16 protein-coding genes are annotated in these 21,130 nt (G+C 37.6%); 2 read left to right on the plus strand and 14 right to left on the minus strand.

Annotated elements, in window-relative coordinates:
• Window positions 1-143: 143 nt before the first annotated feature.
• The gene (locus QEZ38_RS02530) at window positions 144-308 is read left to right on the plus strand and encodes a hypothetical protein (RefSeq protein ID WP_281334927.1); all 165 of its coding nucleotides are present in this window, start codon (window positions 144-146) and stop codon (window positions 306-308) included.
• Window positions 309-461: 153 nt separating this feature from the next.
• Here the strand turns inward: QEZ38_RS02530 and xerS are convergent, their stop codons facing one another.
• The 14 genes from xerS to QEZ38_RS02600 form a co-directional block, all read right to left on the minus strand.
• Window positions 462-1,532 (minus strand): tyrosine recombinase XerS, encoded by a 1,071-nt coding sequence (gene xerS, locus QEZ38_RS02535; RefSeq protein WP_281334928.1) that lies wholly within the window; start codon window positions 1,530-1,532, stop codon window positions 462-464.
• A 350-nt stretch (window positions 1,533-1,882) separates the two neighbouring features.
• Window positions 1,883-3,433, minus strand: coding sequence for a ClC family H(+)/Cl(-) exchange transporter (locus QEZ38_RS02540; RefSeq protein ID WP_281334929.1), 1,551 nt, complete (start codon window positions 3,431-3,433; stop codon window positions 1,883-1,885).
• A 15-nt stretch (window positions 3,434-3,448) separates the two neighbouring features.
• Window positions 3,449-4,228, minus strand: a complete 780-nt coding sequence (locus QEZ38_RS02545; RefSeq protein WP_281334930.1) for a ribonuclease HII — start codon at window positions 4,226-4,228, stop codon at window positions 3,449-3,451.
• On the minus strand, window positions 4,215-5,066 hold the full coding sequence (gene ylqF, locus QEZ38_RS02550) for a ribosome biogenesis GTPase YlqF (RefSeq protein WP_281334931.1): 852 nt from the start codon (window positions 5,064-5,066) through the stop codon (window positions 4,215-4,217). The genes QEZ38_RS02545 and ylqF overlap by 14 nt, the downstream gene beginning before the upstream one ends.
• Window positions 5,067-5,233: 167 nt before the next feature.
• On the minus strand, window positions 5,234-5,566 hold the full coding sequence (gene imm40 / locus QEZ38_RS02555) for an Imm40 family immunity protein (protein ID WP_281334932.1): 333 nt from the start codon (window positions 5,564-5,566) through the stop codon (window positions 5,234-5,236).
• Window positions 5,567-5,642: 76 nt separating this feature from the next.
• On the minus strand, window positions 5,643-7,655 hold the full coding sequence (locus QEZ38_RS02560; protein ID WP_281334933.1) for a glucosaminidase domain-containing protein: 2,013 nt from the start codon (window positions 7,653-7,655) through the stop codon (window positions 5,643-5,645).
• A gap of 214 nt (window positions 7,656-7,869) precedes the next feature.
• Entirely contained in the window at window positions 7,870-8,316 is a 447-nt protein-coding gene (locus tag QEZ38_RS02565; RefSeq protein WP_281335030.1) for a hypothetical protein, read from the minus strand.
• Window positions 8,297-9,208 carry a phosphodiester glycosidase family protein gene (locus QEZ38_RS02570; protein ID WP_049526308.1) on the minus strand — a complete coding sequence of 304 codons (912 nt, stop codon included), beginning with the start codon at window positions 9,206-9,208 and terminating at the stop codon, window positions 8,297-8,299. The genes QEZ38_RS02565 and QEZ38_RS02570 overlap by 20 nt, the downstream gene beginning before the upstream one ends.
• Complete coding sequence (locus tag QEZ38_RS02575) at window positions 9,205-10,248, minus strand: glycosyltransferase (protein ID WP_281334934.1); 1,044 nt, start codon at window positions 10,246-10,248, stop codon at window positions 9,205-9,207. Before QEZ38_RS02575 ends, QEZ38_RS02570 begins: the two co-directional genes overlap by 4 nt.
• A 223-nt stretch (window positions 10,249-10,471) precedes the next feature.
• A complete protein-coding gene (locus tag QEZ38_RS02580; RefSeq protein ID WP_049509707.1) occupies window positions 10,472-10,969 on the minus strand; it encodes a YkgJ family cysteine cluster protein in 498 nt (165 codons plus the stop codon).
• A 129-nt stretch (window positions 10,970-11,098) separates the two neighbouring features.
• Window positions 11,099-12,277, minus strand: a complete 1,179-nt coding sequence (locus QEZ38_RS02585) for a hypothetical protein (protein WP_281334935.1) — start codon at window positions 12,275-12,277, stop codon at window positions 11,099-11,101.
• A 16-nt stretch (window positions 12,278-12,293) separates the two neighbouring features.
• Window positions 12,294-15,941, minus strand: coding sequence for a helicase-exonuclease AddAB subunit AddA (gene addA, locus QEZ38_RS02590; protein WP_281334936.1), 3,648 nt, complete (start codon window positions 15,939-15,941; stop codon window positions 12,294-12,296).
• On the minus strand, window positions 15,938-19,189 hold the full coding sequence (gene rexB / locus QEZ38_RS02595) for an ATP-dependent nuclease subunit B (protein ID WP_281335031.1): 3,252 nt from the start codon (window positions 19,187-19,189) through the stop codon (window positions 15,938-15,940). Before rexB ends, addA begins: the two co-directional genes overlap by 4 nt.
• A gap of 130 nt (window positions 19,190-19,319) precedes the next feature.
• Entirely contained in the window at window positions 19,320-19,991 is a 672-nt protein-coding gene (locus QEZ38_RS02600; protein ID WP_281334937.1) for a CPBP family intramembrane glutamic endopeptidase, read from the minus strand.
• Window positions 19,992-20,170: 179 nt separating this feature from the next.
• Here QEZ38_RS02600 and QEZ38_RS02605 point away from each other — a divergent pair, with 179 nt between their 5' ends.
• Window positions 20,171-20,980 (plus strand): Cof-type HAD-IIB family hydrolase, encoded by an 810-nt coding sequence (locus tag QEZ38_RS02605; protein WP_281334938.1) that lies wholly within the window; start codon window positions 20,171-20,173, stop codon window positions 20,978-20,980.
• Window positions 20,981-21,130 lie beyond the last annotated feature (150 nt).

Genomic DNA, 21,130 nt, shown 5'->3' on the forward strand with positions numbered 1-21,130 from the left:
AAAGTGACAGATTTATTAAGGGAAGTCCCCAATATCTTTGAATCATTAGAGTGCTTTTTTAAAACTAAATAACTATACTTAGTGATTTTCAAATTCCCAACCTTGACGAAAAACGATTATTTATCCAAGAACAAGCAAATAATTTGGTAGATAAGCTTAATTCTATCAAAGAAGGAACCTATGCAATTGATGACGAACTAACGGAAAAAATTATGAGATTCTCAGAAGAAAATAATCTTCGTCACATAAAACGCCTTGTTCAGGATACAATTGCGGAAGATTTCAGAAGAAAATATGAAGGAGAATGAGTTCCGCATTTTTGGGGTGAGTCAAAATAAAAATCACGGTTCTGTGATTTTTTAAGGTTATAGGCTTTTGCTAATTTGAACTGCTGGGTGACTTGATTACTTATCCAGCTTCTTTTTTACGATAACATTTTACATAATTTATATTATGTATTATCAAAGACTGTCCAAGGCATTCTTTTGCTCATCATTGACAATATGGGTATACAAGTCGGTAACTTGTGTGCTAGCATGTCCTAGCTGGTGACTGACCAGAACCTGTGATTTGGTCGCATCATAGAGACGTGTTGCAAGTGTGTGGCGTAGTTTGTGGGGTGTCACTCGGACTTTGAAATCTTCAGAATACTTTGCCACCATCTTTTCGACACTAGAAGCGTCAATACGGTTTGGAACACCTCTATATAAAGTTAGAAAGAGAGCTGTATCAGTCTTTTCTGTCTTATAACGTTTGTCTCGAATAGCGAGATATTGCTCCAGATAAGGCTTAGCAAAGGCAGCAACATTGACCGAATCCCGTTTTCCACCTTTTCGAGTGACATCAATGACCATCATCTTGAGATTAAGGTCTCGAAGGTCCAGATTTACTGCCTCAGAGAGACGAACACCAGAGGCAAGAAGAAGGGCTATAATGGCTAAATCTCGCTCTTTATTCTTATTAAAAGAAGATAGGGCGCGATTTGAGAGAGTTTTGGGGTATTCCTCATCGATATAATTTAAAAATCCCTCTGTTTCATCACCTAAAAAGAGCTTTTGCTTGATATTTTCAGCTCGCGCCGCCAAGGTTTCTTTCTTTTTCTTTGTAGCAACCTTCTTCATGACATTGCGATAGAAATAAGGTTCACCTTGCTCATTTTCAACTTCCTCTGTCAAATACTTGTAAAGACTAGACAGTGCAGATAAAGTACGGTTAATGGTTGATTGAGAAACCCCGTTTTTCGTCGTATTGGCATTGAGCAGAGGACGTTCACGCAAGTAAAGAATAAAAGATTCCATGTCTTTCTTGGTCATGTTCTCAAGAATATCCAAAGGAATATTAGCCATAGTGTCAGCATTCGATATGCCAGATTTTAAAACCCAGGTAAAAAATCGATCGTATTCCTTTAAGTATTCGTACAAGGTCGTAAAACTATAGGGAACAGCCAGTTTCGATTGATAGTATTCTAGAACGTACCAGGGCATGACTTGTTTAAGTTTATCGATACGCTCTAATAAGATCTCGCGTTTCATGTTTTTCTCCAAATCTTTCTATACTAGTAGTATAGCATAAGCAGATATATTTTTCAAGAAAATTATAGTTTTTCGGAAAGATGTTATAGAGGATATTTAGGAATGTTCAAATAAGCTATACAATACTAAAAAACGTCTAGATTCGCTAAGTGAATTATTGATCATTAATTTATTGACTTCAAAAATTTCTAAAGCTTCTACAGTTTAAGTTTATTAGAATAAATTATAAAAACTCGATACCATTATTTAGGAATCGAGTTTTGATTCATATGACTCGGTCTATCATTTTAATTACTAATTTTAGACCAACTATATGCGAGACATAACATAAATTATGTAAACTCGTTTTCCTACAACAATAAATCTTTCACTTTCCCAATTTCACTTTTTGGAATAACTAGGTGAATCATATCACCGAGGTACATTCTGGTTGAACCGTTAACGGTTTGGCTCTTGCCATTATGGACTTGAGTTGTGATGAGGATATTATGTGGTAAGTTGAGTTCATGTACTTGTTTCCCTGCTATTTTATCTGAAACTGGAATTTCAATGAGGGTAACTTCTCCATCATCAGTTACTGATTCAGGTAGCATTTTCTCCAGCATGGCTTCATAGACAGGCGCTCCTTTGAGCAGATCCATGATAATATAGGCAACTAAAGTCACCATGCCTAAAGGCATGAGATTTCGGATGTCACCAACCATTTCAGTTACAAGTATCATAGCTGTCAAAGGTGCTTTTGAGATAGCCCCAAAATAACCACTCATTCCAAGAATCACAAAGATAGGAAATTGCTGCTGGGTAACAAGGCCAAGATTGACACAAATAACCCCCACCAGGGCACCAAGTAAGGAACCTAAAGCTAAAATTGGCAAGAAAATACCACCTGGCAGTCCACTACCATAACTGATCATACTCCAGATAAATCGAATAATAAAGTAAGCCAAGAGAATTTGGAAGTCAAAATCTTGTTCTGTTAAGGATAAGACAACCTGATTGCCTCCACCAAGTATCTGTGGCAGGAAAACTCCTACTGGAATGATAAGAAGAAAGGCTAGAATAGGATAATAGGCCTTATCCAGATGAATCTTTTGGCCAATCCAATCATATACTTTTCCAACGTTAAGAACGGCTTGCTCATATAGATATCCAGAAACTCCAAGAAAAATCCCCATAACCAGATAAATCCAATATTGACTAAGACTCATTTGAGGAATATTATCAGGCATATCAAGCACAGGTGTTAAGCCAAAGATGAGAAGGGAAACAAAGTTTGCTACTAGACTAGCAGCCAAGGTAGAAACCCAAAAGAATCGTGAAAAATGGTGATAGACTTCTTCTACTACAAATAATAACCCCGCAATCGGTGCATTAAAGGCTGCAGCAAGTCCAGCAGCAGCTCCACTAGCAATCAAAGAACGCTCCTCAACAGGGCTAGACTTGAGCCATTTAGCAATTCCTTTTCCTCCAGTGGCACCTAGCTGAATACTGGGACCTTCACGACCGAGCATAAGCCCGCTCGCAATTGCTAATATACCTAAAATGTATTTTTTCCAGAGAACACTCCACCATTTGAGAGACATGAGACCTTTTAACTCTGCCTCAACTTGAGGAATACCAGAACCTTTGATATCTTTTTCTGAGCGTGTTAATTTGGCACTAAGTAAGCAAATGAGGATATAAAACAATAAAATAATCAATAGATTCCGTATCAGATTCTCTTGGTCATGATAAAATCCTTGAACGATATGAAAGCCTTTTTCAATCAAAAAACGAAATGACCCAACAATAAGTCCTACGACTAATCCAACAATAATACCTCGCCCTACTTGAGCTAAGATTGTACTGGACGCGAAGGCAAATTCTTTCTTGGAACTAAGTAATTCCGACTGTTCCTCCATAATTCTCTCCTTTAATTATCTTTTACTAGTTTCTGAAACGATCGTTTTAATCGGTTCAAAACTGGTGCGATGAATAGGTGTGACACCGTGCTTTTCAATTCCTTCTAGATGCTTAGCAGTTCCATAGCCAGCATTTTGAGCAAAATCATAACCTGGAAATTCTTCGTCATAGTTAGCCATGATCTTATCTCTTGTAACCTTCGCAACGATAGATGCTGCTGCAATAGATAAGGAGTTGGCATCCCCTTTGATGATGGATGTCTGAGAAATCGACAAATCCAACTTCATAGCATCAATCAAAAGATGTTCTGGCTGAGGGTCAAGCTGAGAAATAGCTTCTTTCATGGCTAGTTTAGTTGCTTCATAGATATTGACTTGATCAATGACTTGATTGTCCATAATTCCAATACCAATTGCTAGAGCATTGTCCTTAACAGCTTGAAAAATCTCCTCATGTTTTCTCTTAGGGATCTTTTTACTGTCATTTAAGCCTTTAATCTTACAATTTTGGGGAAGAATGACTGCTGCAGCAACAACAGGCCCAGCTAAAGGCCCACGTCCAACTTCATCTACACCTGCAATTAAGCTAAGACCTTGAGCGTAAAACTCTTTTTCATAGCTAAGCATGGCTTCTAAGCGGAGATTTTCATCAATTTCAGCTTGAATAGATTTCTTACGTTTTTCAATTTCCTTTTGTACACCTGAACGAGAATCTTTTTCAAATTCCTTAAACAGAGGACTTTCAAGTTCAGTTATCTTTGCTAATTCTTCTTTTATTTCTTTAATCGTTGCCATTGAGGTCTTCCAATGTATCTAATGTATAGTTGCCTAGTTTTCCATCACGAACTTCCTTGACGAAAAGGTTGTAAAAGCGATCATAATCATCACGGAAACCAAGGATACGAGTCATGTCCATGATAATTTCAGGAGCTTCGTCGTCCAGATTCATCTGTTTAAAACGTTCTTGAAGTTTTTCAGGATAATGCGATTTAAAGTAATTAAGACCGAAAATCGTTACTTCATCCATTGGAAGCAACTGATCCTTGATAGCTCCTGTAAGAGCAAGTTTAAGAGCAACAGTTTCATCTTCAAATTTTGGCCAAAGAATACCTGGAGTATCCAAGATTTCCAAATCCTTATTTGTTTTGAGCCATTGTTGGCCTTTGGTCACACCTGGCTTGTTACCAACTACAGCAATTTTCTTACCAGCCAAACGGTTCATTAGCGTCGATTTACCAGCGTTTGGAATCCCGATTATCATGGTACGTAAGGTTTCGATTTGAATCCCACGTTCCTTTTGACGAGCTATCTTATCTGCCATGAGTTTCTTAGCAGAGTCCGTTACGACTTTTACCGTAATTTGCTCTTTAGAATTGATTGCCAATGTTTGAATGCCTTGTGATTCAAAGTATTGACGCCACTCTTTTGTTAATGCTGGGTCTGCTAGGTCTGCCTTGTTCAAAATCAATAGTCTTGGTTTATCCCCGATGATTTTCGTCAGCATCGGATTTTGACTAGACAAGGGCAATCGTGCATCGACTAAAACTGTTACAAAATCAACGAATTTTAAATTTTCCTGAACCTGACGACGCGCCTTGGACATATGTCCAGGAAACCATTGAATAGTTACCATTCTGTAAAATTCCTTTCTCTTATTGGATTTGTATTTATTTTTCCAGTTTCAAAAATTAAATAGATATTCTTTTTCTAAAATAAATCACTATCTTTTATTATAACATGATTTCTCGTATTTGACGCTTGATTCAATGCCGATTGTAAAATGTTTTCTAAGTAAATCAGTCACAAATGAAATTCCTCATTGTCTAAAACGATTGAAAAATAATAGTGTTCACCATGATTTTTAACATAGTTGCTAATATACTTTTCTGTTTGGAAAATGGATTTACTGCTATCAATAGTTGGATCTTGTTTCTCGTAATACCAATTATCATAAGTATGTGTCAGTTGGCCATTCTTGTAGCAAAAAACATCTCCACCTAGTATAATTTGATTATTGGCTTTGAGAATACCAAGTAAGTCTGGGATTACTGAATAATCATAAGCGTATGCGTCAATTCCTAAGTCACGTAAATCAATTCCTCTTATATTTGTTTTCTCGAAATACTGTTTCATAAAGTTCATTTTTCCAGTTTCTCTTGATAAGCAAAATCGATAACTACCATACAGTCGTTATCGATTTTAATGATTTTTAATCTTTTTCGCCTAGCTGACTATTGATTCTCATCATGATACTTGCAATTTTTTCTCCCCAATATGGATCTGAAGCATAGAGGACATTCATACCTGATCCTTTATTTCCTAGGTATGTTCTGCCATTATCGATGTAATTTTCGCGGATCCACTTGGCTGCACCTAAGATACCCTTATCAACATCGTCAAAGCTTTTTGCTGAATCATATGGTGTTGTATCATAAGCAGCGATACCGAAGAAGTTATTCTTATCCTTAGCGATTTGGCTACGTCCCCATGAACTTTCTAGGGCACTATGGGCGATTAGATAGAGAGCGTTAATCTGATAACGTTTTTCAGCTTCTTTAAAGATTGCTCCTTTACCTGCCAGACGACTTCCTTTGATATTCATAAGAGAATAGACTTTATCTAATTCTTCAGCTGTGTAATTGGTTGGTTTTCTTAAATCTCTAAATAAGAAAGGATTTTCAACTGTAAAGTTGTCAAAGTTAGCTCCATCAGCTGAATAATACTTCTTACCAATGGTCATAGCCGAGCTATGTGGTGCAACTCGAATACTAGCATAAGGTGATAACTCATGGTAGAGATATTTACCATCCGTAGTATAGTGAGGAATGAAGTCACTTGCAGAACTAACTGCTACAAGATCAGTCTTGTTCATATAACCTGAAAGGCCAGAGATTTTGACTGGAAGTCGACCACCTTGAACTTCTGCTCCCGTAACTGAAACAATGCTACCTTGTGAGATATAGCTTAGCCTATCACCAGAAGCACTGTAGACATAAGCTGTAATTGGAACTACCTTATAGTAAGATGATGGATCAGAAATCCATTTTCCATTACTTTGGAAAGAATAGTCTTTACCTCTGATTTTGAAAGTCCCAGTTACATAAACCCCATCTTCTTTGAGGTAATACCAAGCGTCATAGTCCTTATCAAAAATCCATTCATTCTTAGCCATATAGCCACCAGATTTTAGATAGTAAGCACCCTGCCATTGATTTTCAGCATAGGCGCCATCCGACTTGAGGTAGAACCAGCTATTATATTTCTTATCAAAGATCCATTCATTATCAGCCATAGCTCCACTATCTTTTAGATAGTATTTAGATTTCCATTGGCTACTTAGCATGTCACCATCTTTATTAAAATAGTACCATGAACCACTGATTTTCTCCCACTTGTCGCGAATAATTTTTCCTGATGCTGTAGCATAATACCACTTATCCTCAAGTTTTAACCAGGCATTTTCCGCCATAGCACCACTACTTTTGAGAAGATAATCATTATAAATAGTATTGCTTAACATTGTGCCAGATTCATCAAATCGGTACCAAACACCAGCTATCTTTTTCCAACTATTACGAGTAATTTTCCCATCTTCATTGGCATAGTACCATTTATCAGCAATTTTTACCCAAGAATTTTCTGCCATAGCACCACTAGTCTTGAGAAGATAATCATTATAAATAGTATTGCTTAACATTGTGCTAGATTCATCAAATCGGTACCAAACACCAGCTATCTTTTTCCAAGTATTACGAGTAACTTTCCCGTCCTCAGTAGCATAATACCATTGGTCATCAATTTTTACCCAAGCATTTTCTGCCATAGCACCACTACTATTCAATAGGTAATCATTAAAGATAGTGCTACTAAGCATGATACCATCTTGATTGAAATAGTACCAAACACCAGCTATTTTTTTCCAATTCGAAACTGGTTGATTATTCTCATAATAACGCCATTGGTTATTTTCTTTTTGCCAACCTTCTTTGTTAACTACTTCTACTATTGCTTCTTTTGAAGATTGTTCCTGGGTATCAGGAGTTTGAGAGGTTGCTTTTTCAGCCTTGTTTTGATGTTTCTTCTCATTTCCTACTGTATTCGAAGAAGTTCTTTCTGATGATTTAATATTATTGGTAGCTTGAGAATCCTCGGCATAGACGGTTGTTTTTGCAAAACATGCCATAGAGAGGGCAACCGTACTTGCCAGCAATATTTTTTTCATTCTTTTCTCCTAGTAAATACCAAGATTGGGATTTGTTTTTCCTAAATATTGTATTAAAATCGCTAATTATCAATTTTATTATACAATATTCTGTTAAATATAAAAGTAGTATCTTTCAGAAGAAAAGAACTTGTAATATTTTTAAAATATTTTAGAAATAAAAGTAAATAAAAAGTAGTCGAACATCAGCTGAACGACTACTTTTTTAATAACATTATGCCTGACCATAGAACTCTTTGCGTTTCGTTTTAGTTACTTTACTAGTACTCTTCCAAAGATTTGGATTGATGAAGATAGTGACGATTGCTAGTATTGCAAACCCAATCCCAACATACCAGTAGGGTGCATCCAAGGTTGTTGAGCGTCCAGAAAGATTGACAATCCCGCGGAAAAGTGTACCTGCCGTAATAATCGCTACTGCCGAATTCCATAGATTTAGACTAATACGAGAGAAATGTGGGAGAACCTTGAGAAAGATTGCTAGTAGAATTCCTCCAATAAGAGGTACTGCAAATAAATAGTGCATATGAACAGAAGTTTCTCCAAAGCTGAATGCTTCGTAAATTCTAGAAAATGCAAAGAAGAAAATAGTGATTAGTGTATAAGAAATGACCGTTTTTTTTAATCGTTTTTTTCTAAAATTAGTAACCAATGTAGACAATGTCACTCACCGCCCTTTCTGAAATTTTGTTTCCACCAGTCGTTGGTTTATTGATAACCTGACCGTTGAAGTAAAGTGTAGATGATCCACCACCATCAAGGTTGTAGGCTGTTTTTGCTCCATAAGATTTCATGACCTCAGCTAGCTGATAAAGAGATAGACCTTCACTTTCAGAGGTACGTCCATCTGAAACCACGATGATATAGTGGTTTTCATCAATAATACCAATAGCTGTACGAGGATTTGAAGCCATGGCCTGTCCTACTTCTGTATTGGTATCAACTGCAATTTCACCATTTTCGACCAAGGCTGGTCCAAAAGCCAAGAGATTGACGACACCGTCATTTACTAGTTGCTCAGCTGAGATCTGATCTTCGTAAATAACCTTGAAAGAGCCGTCTTTATAAATAGCTAAGTCCCCATTACTAGAATCTTCACGAACAGTATCACGATAAACAACTCCATTACGGATAACATAGCCTGTAGAGTTTGCTCCATAGTAGTCCCCATTTACCGCTAAAATAGCATTGTTGTCAGCTGCGGTAACAGAGGTTTTTGCAGTTACGTTAGTTCCGTAGGCATTTTGAGCAAAGGCAGTTTTCAGATAATCTGATGAGCTCAGAGTAATATCAGCAACGTAGACTTGGGTATTATTGACCGTCGTTTCAGACAAATTGACAGAAATATTGTCATCTTTATAACTAGAGTCAGTGACAGTAGCTGTTTTAGCAGCTTGACTTGCTGCTGCAGCATTGGAACTTGTGCTAGTTGTGGCAACTGTCGAGATAGTTTCAGCGAGGACAAAGGTCTTTAGCATTGAGTAACTAAAGGATCCTGTCAAGAGTAGGCCAAGAACTGAGGCGTAAGCATAGCGTTTCTTTAAAAATTTCATAATACAGTTGATGTCCTTTCTTTAAAGATGAATTTCTTCTGAACTGTCCAAGAAACAGCGAAGAGAAGGATGCCGACGATAACTTTAGCAATCAGAAGGTTGATACCAAAGACTGTAAAGAAGAGACGAATCAGTAGCGTGTCTAAGACAAAGAGTCCAACTGCTAGACCAAAGTATCCCATCCCTGTTTTCACAAGGCTATCGTCATTTTTAAAGACTAGTTTCTTATTTGTAGAATAGTTGAAAATAGAGCTAGTCACACGAGCGACTCCGTTTGCTAGAAAGATTCGTAGACTCGTCGGAACTGTCGGTAAAATCAAGATTGCTAGAGCGTAAACGACATAGTCTACAACAAAGCTACTAAGAGATGATAAGGCAAATTTAAAGATATTTTTATAAATCATGAGCCCATCTTGGATTGGACGGAAGTGTGAAGCCTCATTATCGTTGATATAGACAGTTTCAATAGGTACTTCTAGAATCTCGTATTCTTTTGTTGCTTCGAGCAACATATTCATTTCATATTCGTAACGTTGGCCTTCAATCTTAAGCATAAACGGTATCAAGTTTGTAGTAAAAGCACGAAGACCTGTCTGCGTATCTGTTACTCCTACTCCTGTTTGAAGCTTAAAGAGAGCTTTGGTTAAGCTGTTACCAAAACGGCTACGAAGGGGAACTTTTCCAGAAAAGGCACGTACACCCAAGATTAGCTTGTTTGGATTTTCGGAAGCTTTATTAGCCGTTCGGAAAATATCCCATACCTTGTGCTGTCCATCCGCATCTGCTGTGACAACCGTACCATAAATGTTTTGTTCTTGGATATAAGTAAAGGCTGTTTTTAGAGCCTGCCCTTTACCTTGGTTCACCTGGTGACGAATGACAGTAGCAAATTGTTTTGCTTTATCAAAGATTTTTTGGCACTCTGATGAACTGCCGTCGTCTATGACTAAGATATGAAAATCACTCTTTTCGTGAATTTTTTCGATGAGTTTGATAAGTTTATTATCTGGTTGATAAGCTGAAATGACTATGTAGTTCATATCGATACCTCTTTCTTTGATGATGGTATAACTATACAGAACATCGCTTAAAAATACCTTATATCAGTTTTCTTTAAGAAAAAGTTTAAAAAACTTTAAGCTTAAAAAGTGCTTATCACCTAATGATAAAATTTAGTTTGAATTTTCAGATAAAAATAAATATACAAAAATCCTCAAATAGCAACTGTATTTGAGGATGAATCTTATCATACAATGAGAGTACTTAGTCTATTTTCTCTCTTAATCTTTCTACAAAGAGATAGGCTGCTGGACAAGTTAAGGTATTTTTAATAGTAAGATTATTGATTTGGTAAATCTTCTTACGGTCAGTATGTGGAAATTCACGACAAGCTTTGGGACGGACGTCGTAGATGGAACAAAGATTATCGCCTCCTAAGAAGGGACAAGGCATTGACTTAAAGACTTTATCACCGTCTTCATCTACTTGCAAAAACTCAGCTTCAAAGGCTGGCAATTTCATTTTAAAGTATTTTGCGATACGTGTGATATCTGCTTCTTTGAAGTCTGGACCAAGACTCTTGCAACAGTTAGCGCAGGCTGTACAATCAATTTCAGTAAAAACTTCTTGATGGATTTCAAGGGCAATTTTATCCAAATTTTTAGGTGCTTTCTTTTTCAGATTTCCTAAAAACTTCCGATGCTCTTTTTGTTTTTGCAAGGCTAGTTGGTGATAATATTCGATATCGATTTCTTTTGACATAGTTTCTTTCTATTTTTTTAATGTTGATACAAATATTTTGAGATTTGTACATAAAATAAATTATGTAAAATTACTTTGAGACATAATTTTAACAATAATGAGTCTCTCCATGCAGAACGAAAACTACTGCTATATTATCATTCTTTCTAAAAAAGGTTTGATGCAGTTGGTTAAAATGCCTTCTATCCAAGATTTTTGAGCGGACGATAGGTTCTCTGCCTTTAAAGACTCCTTTAAAAAATCGCGTACTTTGTCGGGTGCTATTTCAAACTCAAAAGCCTTCATTTTGTAGAAAAAATCAAATAGATGATTAGAGAGGTATTCTCTTGAAAATGGGATTTCTCCAGTTTTTCGATATATGGTTAAAAGTCTAGAAAATCGAGCTTTTTCTTCGGGTATATCCTTAAAAAACGAGTTAAGCAACCAGACTTGCTTTTGTTTTCTTTCAAGAGGGTCTTGACTAGCAATTCGTTGATCCTTTTCAAGTTCTCTTTGGTACTGTTTTGATTTTATAGAACGTTCTGTCCGATTTTTACCGAAGAGAATCTTTTCCCACTGGCGCTCCTCTAGTGTCAGTGTTTCGCTCAATCCAAAGTAATCCTGATAGGCACGTTCAGCTGGTCCCATTGCTAGAACCAGGTTATCCGCATATTGTTTAGCAATCTTGTCTCGCTTCTTTCGTTCCTTTTCAGCTTTGATGCGAAGTTCTTGCTCATAGTCAATTTTTTCTTTTCCCAGTTTAACAAGATAGAGTTGATCGTCAGATTTTCCAAGTAGAAAGGGTTTGATAAATTTCTCAAGGACTTCTTCCATACGAGCTTTCTTCAAAGGCTCTGCCTTAGTCCAACTTCCACCTTGAAATACCTCCAAAAAGAGGTGATAATCCTTTTCTGGTGAGAATTGATTACCTCGATTTGACTTAAAAGCTCCCTTTTTCCATAGCCAGTTGATCAGTCGCTCATCAAAATCTGTTTTATTTACTCGAATGACTTCTTTTTTCTGGACTTTTCTGGTCAGATTTTCAAGCTTTCTGAGAAGTTTTTCCTCCTCTTCTAGCTGTTGATCTAGGCTAATTCTTTGGAAATGGCGAACACAGTCACTCCCAATGGGAAAGAGACGTTTGCCGGTAACACCGTTAAAAAGTTCATAAGCATACTTAATAGCATTGCCACAGACACAATTACTCCGACCGATTCCATTAAAAATCAAGGAAACTTCACTCCATTCTTTGGTAGCTTGTTCCCAAGTATCGGCTTTAGAGGCCTCTAAAACTGCATCATATAAGTTTTTTCTAACAGGAATGGACATGATGCCTCCTTTCTTTTTATAGTTTAACGACTTCTACTTGGTCTTTACCAAGTAGAATCAAATATTTCTCAACTGTTTCTATCTGATAAGAGCGAGATAGAGCCTCTGCATAGAGATCTAATTGTCCTCGATAGCGTTCAACAAGCTGACTAGCATGCTCATAACGGTCTGTCTTGTAGTCAAAGAGAACAATTTTATCCTCATAAACTAGATAACCATCTAAAATTCCACGGACAACAAAGTTTTCTTGGCTTTTCTCGTCTCTTTTTAACATTGAGAAAGGTTGTTCTCGATAGAGTTTATCTTGATTTGCAAGAATCTCTTGACCTAGAGCTGTATCAAAGAAAGACAAAATCTTTACTAGATTGATTTTGGATTTGACATCCGAGCTTACTTGAACTTGCTCTAAAGCCTCTGTTAAAGTCTCTAAAGTGGGTTTCTTAGCTAGATTAATTCTCTGCATGAGTTCATGGGTAGCACTACCAATCTCAGCACCAGTAACTTTCTTAGTTTTAGAGAAATCAGGAAGATTGAATTGAACAGTGCTTTCTTTTAGTTGACTTTGACCAGCTACTACTACACCTTCCATATCCATAACTGGTTCATACAACTTCTTAATCTGACTTGGAGTTTGTACACTTGGAAGATTGATTGCTGCACGGTGGATTTGGTTATAGACTTCCACTTCTTTCAGCATTTGTAAAGCTTCCTTGATGGCATCAGATTGACGGTTGTCTGCTTGGGATTGGTCTTGGAGCTGGCTTTTATTTTCCAATTCTCCGATAGCTTCTTGGGTTAGGTCTTCTTCACCCTCAAAGCGCACAGTGAAATGCAAATCCTCCTTAGAAAATGCTTGATAAATGGCCCAAATCCAATCTTGGAAATTAGTAGCGTCTAGTCTAGTTTCTCGAGTCAAAAGACCTTGCCCATTTGTCGGATATTCTTTGGCTTCTAATTTTTCACGAGATCCTTTTCCAACTAAATATAATTTTTTCTCAGCACGTGTCATGGCTACATAAAGCAAACGCATGAGTTCAGAATAACTTGCTAACTGAAGTTCTTCTTCGTTTTGCGTATAGGTCAAGCTAGGGATAGATAATTTAATCGTAGATGGAACGTATTCCTCTTTGGCATCTGTAGCAACTCTAGCAACATACTTGAGACCAAGGCCATTTCTTCGACTTAGGATGACCTCAGACATGGAATCTTGCTTGTTGAATTGCTGATCAATGTTAAGGATAAAGACATAAGGAAACTCTAGGCCCTTACTTTTATGAATACTCATAAGTTCTACAGCATCCTTAGGTGGTGCCACAGCCACATTGGCAAGATCATGCTGGGCTTCCAAGATCTGATCTATCATTCGAATAAAGCGAGATAATCCCTTGAAATTACTCTTTTCAAACTGATCTGCTCTTAGAGCAAGGGCGTAGAGATTTGCCTGTCTGGCTTGACCATTTGGCAACGCACCGACATAGTCATAGTAAAAGCGGTCGCTGTAGATTTTCCAAATGAGATCATAAAGTGAGTGCGTTTTGGAATACAAGCGCCATGCCTGGATTGTTTCCATGAAAAAGTTTAGTTTCTTTTGTAATTCAGCTTTGATTAAATCCTTTTGAAGACCAATTTTCTTCTGAGCATTGACTAGTTTCTCATAAAAGTTTTCTTGAACCTTATCCTCGGATTTTTGAAGAGCTAGACGAGCTAATTCATCCTCATCAAAGCTAAACATCGGAGACTTCATTAAAGCCACTAAAGCGAAATCTTGAAGAGGGTTGTGGATGACACGAAGAGTATCCAACAGCACCTGGACTTCTAGGGATTGCAAATAGTTTGATTGTGCGCCATCTGTCTTAACTGGAATACCATACTCAGACAAGGCAAGTAGGACCTGGTCATTGCGACTTCTGCTGGCAGTTAAGAGAGCCATATCCTTGAAAGGGACACCTTTATCATTGTGGAGAAGCAGTATCTCCTTAAGCACCATGCGCATTTCACCAGTTAATTTGTTGCTTGCAAGTTCCTCCTCATCATCAGAATCGCTATCATCATCCTTATCGTACAAGAGAAGTTCTGCCTTGTTTTCAGGATTTACTTGAATATCAGAATTCCCAAAAACAAGCTGGTGCATACCATCATAAGAAATCTCTCCAACTTCCTCGTCCATAAGATGTTTAAAGACATCATTAGTAGCATCTAGAACTTCTGAACTGCTCCGGAAATTTTCCTTAAGCAGAATTAGCTGACCTTCTTCACTTTCCTGAGTAAATCTATGAAATTTTTCGTTGAAGATTTGGGGATCTGCCTGTCTAAAACGATAAATAGACTGCTTAATATCTCCTACCATAAAACGGTTATGCCCGTTAGAGAGAAGTTCTAACATTCTTTCCTGGATATGGTTGGTATCTTGGTACTCATCGACCATGACTTCGTGGAAGCGTTCCTGGTATTCTCGACGAACCTGAGGGAAGTTTTCCAATATCTCAATGGTGTAATGGCTAATATCCGCAAATTCGAAAGCATTCTCTTCGCGTTTTCGTTGTCGATAGGCATCAACAAAATCTCTCATGAAGACTTGGAATGTCTTTGCCAAGTCCCAAGAATCTTGATGATAATCTTCTTGAAATTTCAATAAAGTGATTTGATCATTTAGTGCAATCAACTTTTCAATTTTTGCTTTTCTCTCTTGGTTGTAGGTTTCTTTCAAGTCTTGCAGTTCGGCCTTACGACTGGCATTTGTAAGAGCACGACCTCCCTTATCCTTAGAGATACTAACAACTCGGTCTAAAACTTCTTGATATTGATTAAAAGTTGATTCGTTGGTTAAAGCTCCGATTTCATCTAGAACTTGTTGGACAGATTCTAAATAAGCTGCTTTGCCAAATTCCTTGGCATCATTATCCAAATGATAACGGAAAAAGCTTTCTAAATCCCAAAGTCTTTCTTTTATATCCTCTGCAAGGGTTTCTTTAGCAACCGTAAAATCAGCCTTTTCAAAACCTTTTAGGAAAGATTCCTGTAGCCAAGCCTGAGGATTACTAGTGGATTGCAAAAAGTCATAAATCATATAGACCTGTTTACGCAGTCCACGCGCGTCTTTGCTTCTACCTGCAAAGTTCTTGACCAATCGACTAAAATTATCTTTATCCTTGCCTTGGTAGTGATGTTCAAAAACTTGTCGAAAAACCTCATTTTTTAAGAGAAGCTGCTCACTTTCATTCTGAAGAATGCGAAAATTTGGAGAGAGGTCAAGGAGATAACCATGCTTGGTCAGGAATTTTTGGGTAAAAGAGTCCATGGTCCCAATCGCAGCATTGGGTAAATCAGCTAACTGTCTGCCAAGGTGTTTTTTTATTTCCAAATCTTGTGTCTCTTGGATTTGTTGGCTGATTTTCTTTTCCAAGCGTTCTTTTAACTCAGTTGCTGCCTTGACTGTAAAGGTTGAGATAAAGAGTTGGCGAATTTCTACTCCACGCGCTAGTTGGTCAAGAATTCGTTCAGCCATAACAAAGGTTTTCCCTGAACCAGCTGAAGCTGAGACCAGAATATTTTGACCAGAGCTATAAATAGCTTGAATTTGTTCAGCTGTTTTCTTAGGTTTCTTGTTAGACTGAGCTTCTGCTACTTGTAAGGCTGCAATCTCTTCTTGGGTTAAAAATTTCATCGCTCCAACTCCTCTCTGATTTTATTAAACCAAGCTTCCTTGGCATTGCTCTTGGCAACTTTCTCTAAAAATCTCGCCTGATCTAGATGGTAATTGGCTTCAAAACCTGTAATAGCTTGATATTGTTGAACATATGGTGCAATGCTTCTACCGTTTTCTGTATAAGGGTTGATCGCAAATTCACCAGATAAAATCTTCTCTGCCGCTTTTTTGTAGAGAAGGGCATTATAGTCTAACAATAACTGGAATTCCTCATCTGACAACTGATAAGTCTTATTTTTATTGTAAAACTCTCCAAGTTTTTTTATCTCTTTTTCAAGAAAGAGGCCTTGGTATTTCATAGTCTTATTGGTTTCTGCTACTGCCTTTGAAAGAGTTTTTGCAGTTTGCAATGACTGAATTGGTTCAGCCATTTCTAGGTACATAGCTCCAAAGAAATCCGTATTCCCTTCTTGCTTGAGGGCAGCTAGATAGGTTGGTAATTGCGAGTTAAGACCATTATAAAACATAGGGAACTTGAACTGAGTCAAAGAAGACTTATAATCTACAACACCGATAGCTCCATCTGATTTTAGACGGTCAATTCGGTCAACCTTACCACGGACATAGACATTTCGTCCATTATCTAGCTGAATAAAGGCTTGTTCCTTGCCACCAAAGACTGCCTCTTCCTGAATCGTTTCAACATCCGCATTATGTCGAAGAATGTGTCCTGTAGCGCGTGCGACATCTAAGAGAACTTCCTTAGTAAATTGAGCCTCCAAACTCTCCTGATAAATAGCTTGAAACTCACGTTCTTGACTGGTTTCAGAGATAGCTTGTTCTAAACGACGATCAAAGGATTCATCGCTCGGCATTTTCAATGCCCGCTCAAAGATACGATGCAAGAAATTCCCATGACTTCTTGCATCAGGACGGAGACGCAATTCTTCCTGCAAACCTAGAACATAACGGAGATAGTAACTGTATTCATTACGGTAAAATTCTGTTAATCCAGAAGTAGATAGATAGAAATCTTGTTCCTGTGGATATAAAGCTTCCAGTGTATCATTAGCTAAGGCCTTGCTTTTCGGACTTGTTGGTAGGACGGGATTTTCTAAACCTTTGTCTTCCAACTTTTTCCCCATCACACGAACTAAAACCTTGACAAAGGTTAAGTCTTGGTCGCTTGTCTCACTCTCACCTTGCTGATGATAGGCAACCAGACTAGACAAAAGACTGTGATAAGAACCAATGTCATCTTTCGATAGATTTTTTCGATCAATTCTCTTTTCAATCTTGCTAAAACCAAAGTCCTGCAATTCTTTCAGATAAACTGACTCTTTACTCTCGTTTTCATTGAGTAAGCTTGGCGCTGATAAGACCAATTGCTTCCTAGCAGAGTTGACCAACGAAAGCATAGTATAGCGATTCTTCTTGAGGTTTTCTTGACTTGCAATCAGTAATTGAGAACCTTCTTGAGTCATTTGATTCAAGGATTCTCTTTCTTCATCGCTCAACAAACTGGTGTTTTGAACAATTTTGGGCAAATGATCTTGAGTTAAACCAATTGCATAGATGTAATCAGCTGTCAAGGGTGCAATCAAATCATAACTCTGAACCAGGACAGTATCGACTGTTGCTGGAATTGTACGATAATTGGACAAGCTCATACCTGAATGAAGAAGAGCTAAGAAATCATCCAAATTGACCTGAGAACCTTCAAATACAGTTGCAAATTGCTCCATTACGTGGCAAAATGCTTTCCAGACCTCCTCTTGTCTTTCTTGCTCTGCTACTTCCATCGTTGCAGATAAGGTTTGTAATTGCTTGGTCAAATAAGCATCTTTCAAAAAGTTGCTCCATCTTGCAAGAAGATTCTCAGCTTTTTGCTTACGACTAGATAATAAAGTTTCTAGTGGATTTAGAACACGAACACGAAGCTTATTTAATTTTTCTAAATCAAATTTCCCATGATGATTTTTTGTGAATTCTTGTTTAAAACTAGAAAGACCATCAATACCTAGATAACGAAGATATTGCTCAAAGCTATCGATTTCCTCTTGACTAAGGTCAGTATACAAGCCAGTGCGTAAGAGATTAATCAAATCTTCTTGACGGAAATTGTATCGTTTCAAACGTCCGATGGATTCTACAAATTGCGTTAATGGATGATGAGCCATAGACTCACTCTTACCTAGATAAAAAGGAATTTGATATTGATTAAAAATTGTCTGCAGAGACAGTTTATAAGACTCTACATCTCCGAGTAAGATACGAAAATTCTTATAGCTAAGTTCTGGCTCTTGGTGCAATTTCTGACGAATACTACGAGCAACTAACTCCAACTCTTCTTTTTGGGTCAGACAAGACCAGATTTGCAAGTCTTTTCTATCTTCGTCATTCACATCTAAACTAATTTCGGAATAATCATAAGCACTTTCGAGTAGTCTTGAGGCTTTGGCGAAGGCATCAAGTTTCTCATGCTCTCGACATGCATTCTCTGCCTTGGTCTGATATTTAAAGGCCAAATGACGTAGAAACTCAACACTGGCTTGATAGATGTTGCCTTCACTAAAAGGGCTAGTATAGGCTCTCTTAGACGCATATATACCAATGACAATCTCAACACCCTTACGGTGCAACAAATCCACTAGGTGTTCTTCTTCTGAAGAGAAACGGGTAAAACTATCTATGACTAGGGCAATCTGACTAAAATCACTACTTACTTTATTTTCTTCGATAGCATTGATCAGATATGATAATTGACTCCCTTGTGAAACTTGACCTTGATTCAGATAAGCTGTTACCTTTTCAAAAATCAAGAGTAAATCAGAACGTTTATCAGCGTCAGATAGACTTTCTAAATCCAAAAAGCTCATCTTCGCAGTTGTCATTTCATGATAAATCTCAATCAGTTGTTGGATGAATTGCGGATCTTGCTTAATAGCCCCGTAAACACGCAAATCCTTAGCGTCTATCTCAGATAAACATTTATAAAAAACCATACCCAGACCAATATCATCGAGACTTGACTTCGCGGGTATATCGTTTAAAACCAGATAACGAGCCATCTGAGCGAAGCGCGTGACTGTGATCGCAAAAGAAGCCTGCTGACTCAAGCACTCCAGCACGGCACGTTCCTTTTCAAAAGAAAGAGAGTTAGGAGCTATGTAAAAGACTCGTTTGCCTTGGGCAACCAGTCCTTGAGCCTCCTTGGTCAGGATTTCTGTCAAAGAAGTCCGAATATCGGTATAAAGTAGTTTCATCTCAGCCTCGTCTGTTTTTTCATTACCTTTCATTATACCATTTTTTGACTGCTAATCCTATAAATAGAGAGTTCTTAAACTACTGATAAAAAGTAAAATACCGGAAATTTCCGGCATTGATTGATAAGCACTAGCTTCCTGAAAATACGAGAATCCATAATTCCCAAAATGCTGTAATGTTAATCATGATATGGAGCAAAATAGGATAATAGAGAGAATGAGTTTTTCGGTAGAGGAATGCATAAATTGCTCCACCACTTGCATAGGTGAAAAAGGCGAGCGGTGTTATACCATCAGCAACATGCACATAGCCAAAGACACAGGCTGATAGTAAAACATCTCCATACCAAGGTGAATCTTTAAAAAATGTATTCATCAGAACTCCTCGGTAAACCAATTCTTCTGAAATTGGTCCTAGCAGACAAGTAATAAGCAAAAAATACAGCAACTCTTGTCGCCCTGTCATCTCAATCATTTCATTTAAAGCCATTTGATTGGACGTGGCTGGGGTTAAAAAGGAAAACACAATACCTGAAAGATGATTGACTCCATAAGCAAGAAGCAAATAAACTGGATATCTCCATTTCCACTTCAACTCAAGAATTTTCCTACCTTCGAATACTAGTAAATAAAGAATAGCTATAAAAGTAACGATGAGCTCTAAAAAAGCAAGAATCAAGAAATACTCTCGACTAGCAACTACAAATCTAGCTGAAAAGTGATTAAAAATCCACCAAAACCAAGTCTTCCTATAAATGATTACCAATAAGGCTAGTAAAATCTGTACTACTCTTTTTTTCATGCCAAGTCCTCTGCTTTTTTATCCATTATCAGTATATTGCAAATTTAGTATAGCATATATTTGCCAAAAAGCTTCTTCCAATCATGAATTGTAATTGAAACGTCCTAAATTGACATAGTAATCCTTATTTCCACTAAATTATGCTATAATATAGACAAAACACGTGAAAAGGAACTACTATGATTAAACTACTTGCCCTTGATATGGACGGAACTCTGCTCAACGAAGCCAAAGAAATTCCTCAGGCTCATATTGATGCCATTCATAAGGCTATCGAAAAAGGCGTCAAACTGGTTCTCTGTACTGGTCGTCCTCTCTTTGGGGTTCTTCCCTACTACAAGAAACTAGGACTAGATTTGCAGAATGAATACGTCATCGTCAACAATGGTTGTTCTACCCACCAAACTAGTGACTGGGGCCTTGTTGACTGGCGAGAACTTAGCAAATCAGACATTGAATACCTAAATGAACTTGCAGAAAAAAGTGAGGTTCAATTGACTCTCTTTGACGAGGAACACTACTTCGTTCTCGGAGGCGAACCAAATCCTGTCGTAAAATACGATGCGACACTCGTCTTTGCTGATCTGACTGAAATCTCACTGGAAGAAGCTACTAGTGGTAAGTACCGTATGTTCCAAGGCATGTTCTTAGGTACAAAAGAACAAACAGATGATTTTGAACAACGATTTGCTGATGAACTTTGTCAGAGATTTAGCGGAGTTCGTTCACAACCAGTTATCTATGAAGCAATGCCACTCGGTACCACAAAAGCTTCTGCTCTTTCTCGTTTGGCAGAGATTTTGGATATCCAAGCTTCTGAAATCATGGCCATGGGTGATGCCAACAACGATATTGAGATGTTAGAATTTGCAGGGCTTGGGATTGCCATGGGAAATGCTAGCGACTATGTCAAATCTCTCGCGGATGCCGTAACTGCTAGCAATGAAGAAGACGGTGTTGCACGCGCTATTGAGAAATATATTTTGTAGAAAATAAGCCCAGTCAACTAGCATTTCTAGCCAACTGGGCTTTTTATTTTTTAGAAACTTAAAAACTTTAGAAACTCTTTAGAAATGCTTGACGATTCTTTGATATCTATGCTTTATACTAGAATTATAAAAATAAAACATCTTAAAGGC

Source organism: Streptococcus taonis, from assembly GCF_029948085.1.
In the GTDB taxonomy this organism is placed as follows: Bacteria; Bacillota; Bacilli; order Lactobacillales; family Streptococcaceae; genus Streptococcus; species Streptococcus taonis.

What these genes read in the sequence shown, in the direction of transcription:
- xerS (WP_281334928.1), bottom strand. Translation starts at nt 1,532, where the DNA reads ATGAAACGCGAGATCTTATTAGAGCGTATCGATAAACTTAAACAAGTC.
- QEZ38_RS02540 (WP_281334929.1), bottom strand. Translation starts at nt 3,433, where the DNA reads ATGGAGGAACAGTCGGAATTACTTAGTTCCAAGAAAGAATTTGCCTTC.
- QEZ38_RS02545 (WP_281334930.1), bottom strand. Translation starts at nt 4,228, where the DNA reads ATGGCAACGATTAAAGAAATAAAAGAAGAATTAGCAAAGATAACTGAA.
- ylqF (WP_281334931.1), bottom strand. Translation starts at nt 5,066, where the DNA reads ATGGTAACTATTCAATGGTTTCCTGGACATATGTCCAAGGCGCGTCGT.
- imm40 (WP_281334932.1), bottom strand. Translation starts at nt 5,566, where the DNA reads ATGAAACAGTATTTCGAGAAAACAAATATAAGAGGAATTGATTTACGT.
- QEZ38_RS02560 (WP_281334933.1), bottom strand. Translation starts at nt 7,655, where the DNA reads ATGAAAAAAATATTGCTGGCAAGTACGGTTGCCCTCTCTATGGCATGT.
- QEZ38_RS02570 (WP_049526308.1), bottom strand. Translation starts at nt 9,208, where the DNA reads ATGAAATTTTTAAAGAAACGCTATGCTTACGCCTCAGTTCTTGGCCTA.
- QEZ38_RS02575 (WP_281334934.1), bottom strand. Translation starts at nt 10,248, where the DNA reads ATGAACTACATAGTCATTTCAGCTTATCAACCAGATAATAAACTTATC.
- QEZ38_RS02580 (WP_049509707.1), bottom strand. Translation starts at nt 10,969, where the DNA reads ATGTCAAAAGAAATCGATATCGAATATTATCACCAACTAGCCTTGCAA.
- QEZ38_RS02585 (WP_281334935.1), bottom strand. Translation starts at nt 12,277, where the DNA reads ATGTCCATTCCTGTTAGAAAAAACTTATATGATGCAGTTTTAGAGGCC.
- addA (WP_281334936.1), bottom strand. Translation starts at nt 15,941, where the DNA reads ATGAAATTTTTAACCCAAGAAGAGATTGCAGCCTTACAAGTAGCAGAA.
- rexB (WP_281335031.1), bottom strand. Translation starts at nt 19,189, where the DNA reads ATGAAACTACTTTATACCGATATTCGGACTTCTTTGACAGAAATCCTG.
- QEZ38_RS02600 (WP_281334937.1), bottom strand. Translation starts at nt 19,991, where the DNA reads ATGAAAAAAAGAGTAGTACAGATTTTACTAGCCTTATTGGTAATCATT.
- QEZ38_RS02605 (WP_281334938.1), top strand. Translation starts at nt 20,171, where the DNA reads ATGATTAAACTACTTGCCCTTGATATGGACGGAACTCTGCTCAACGAA.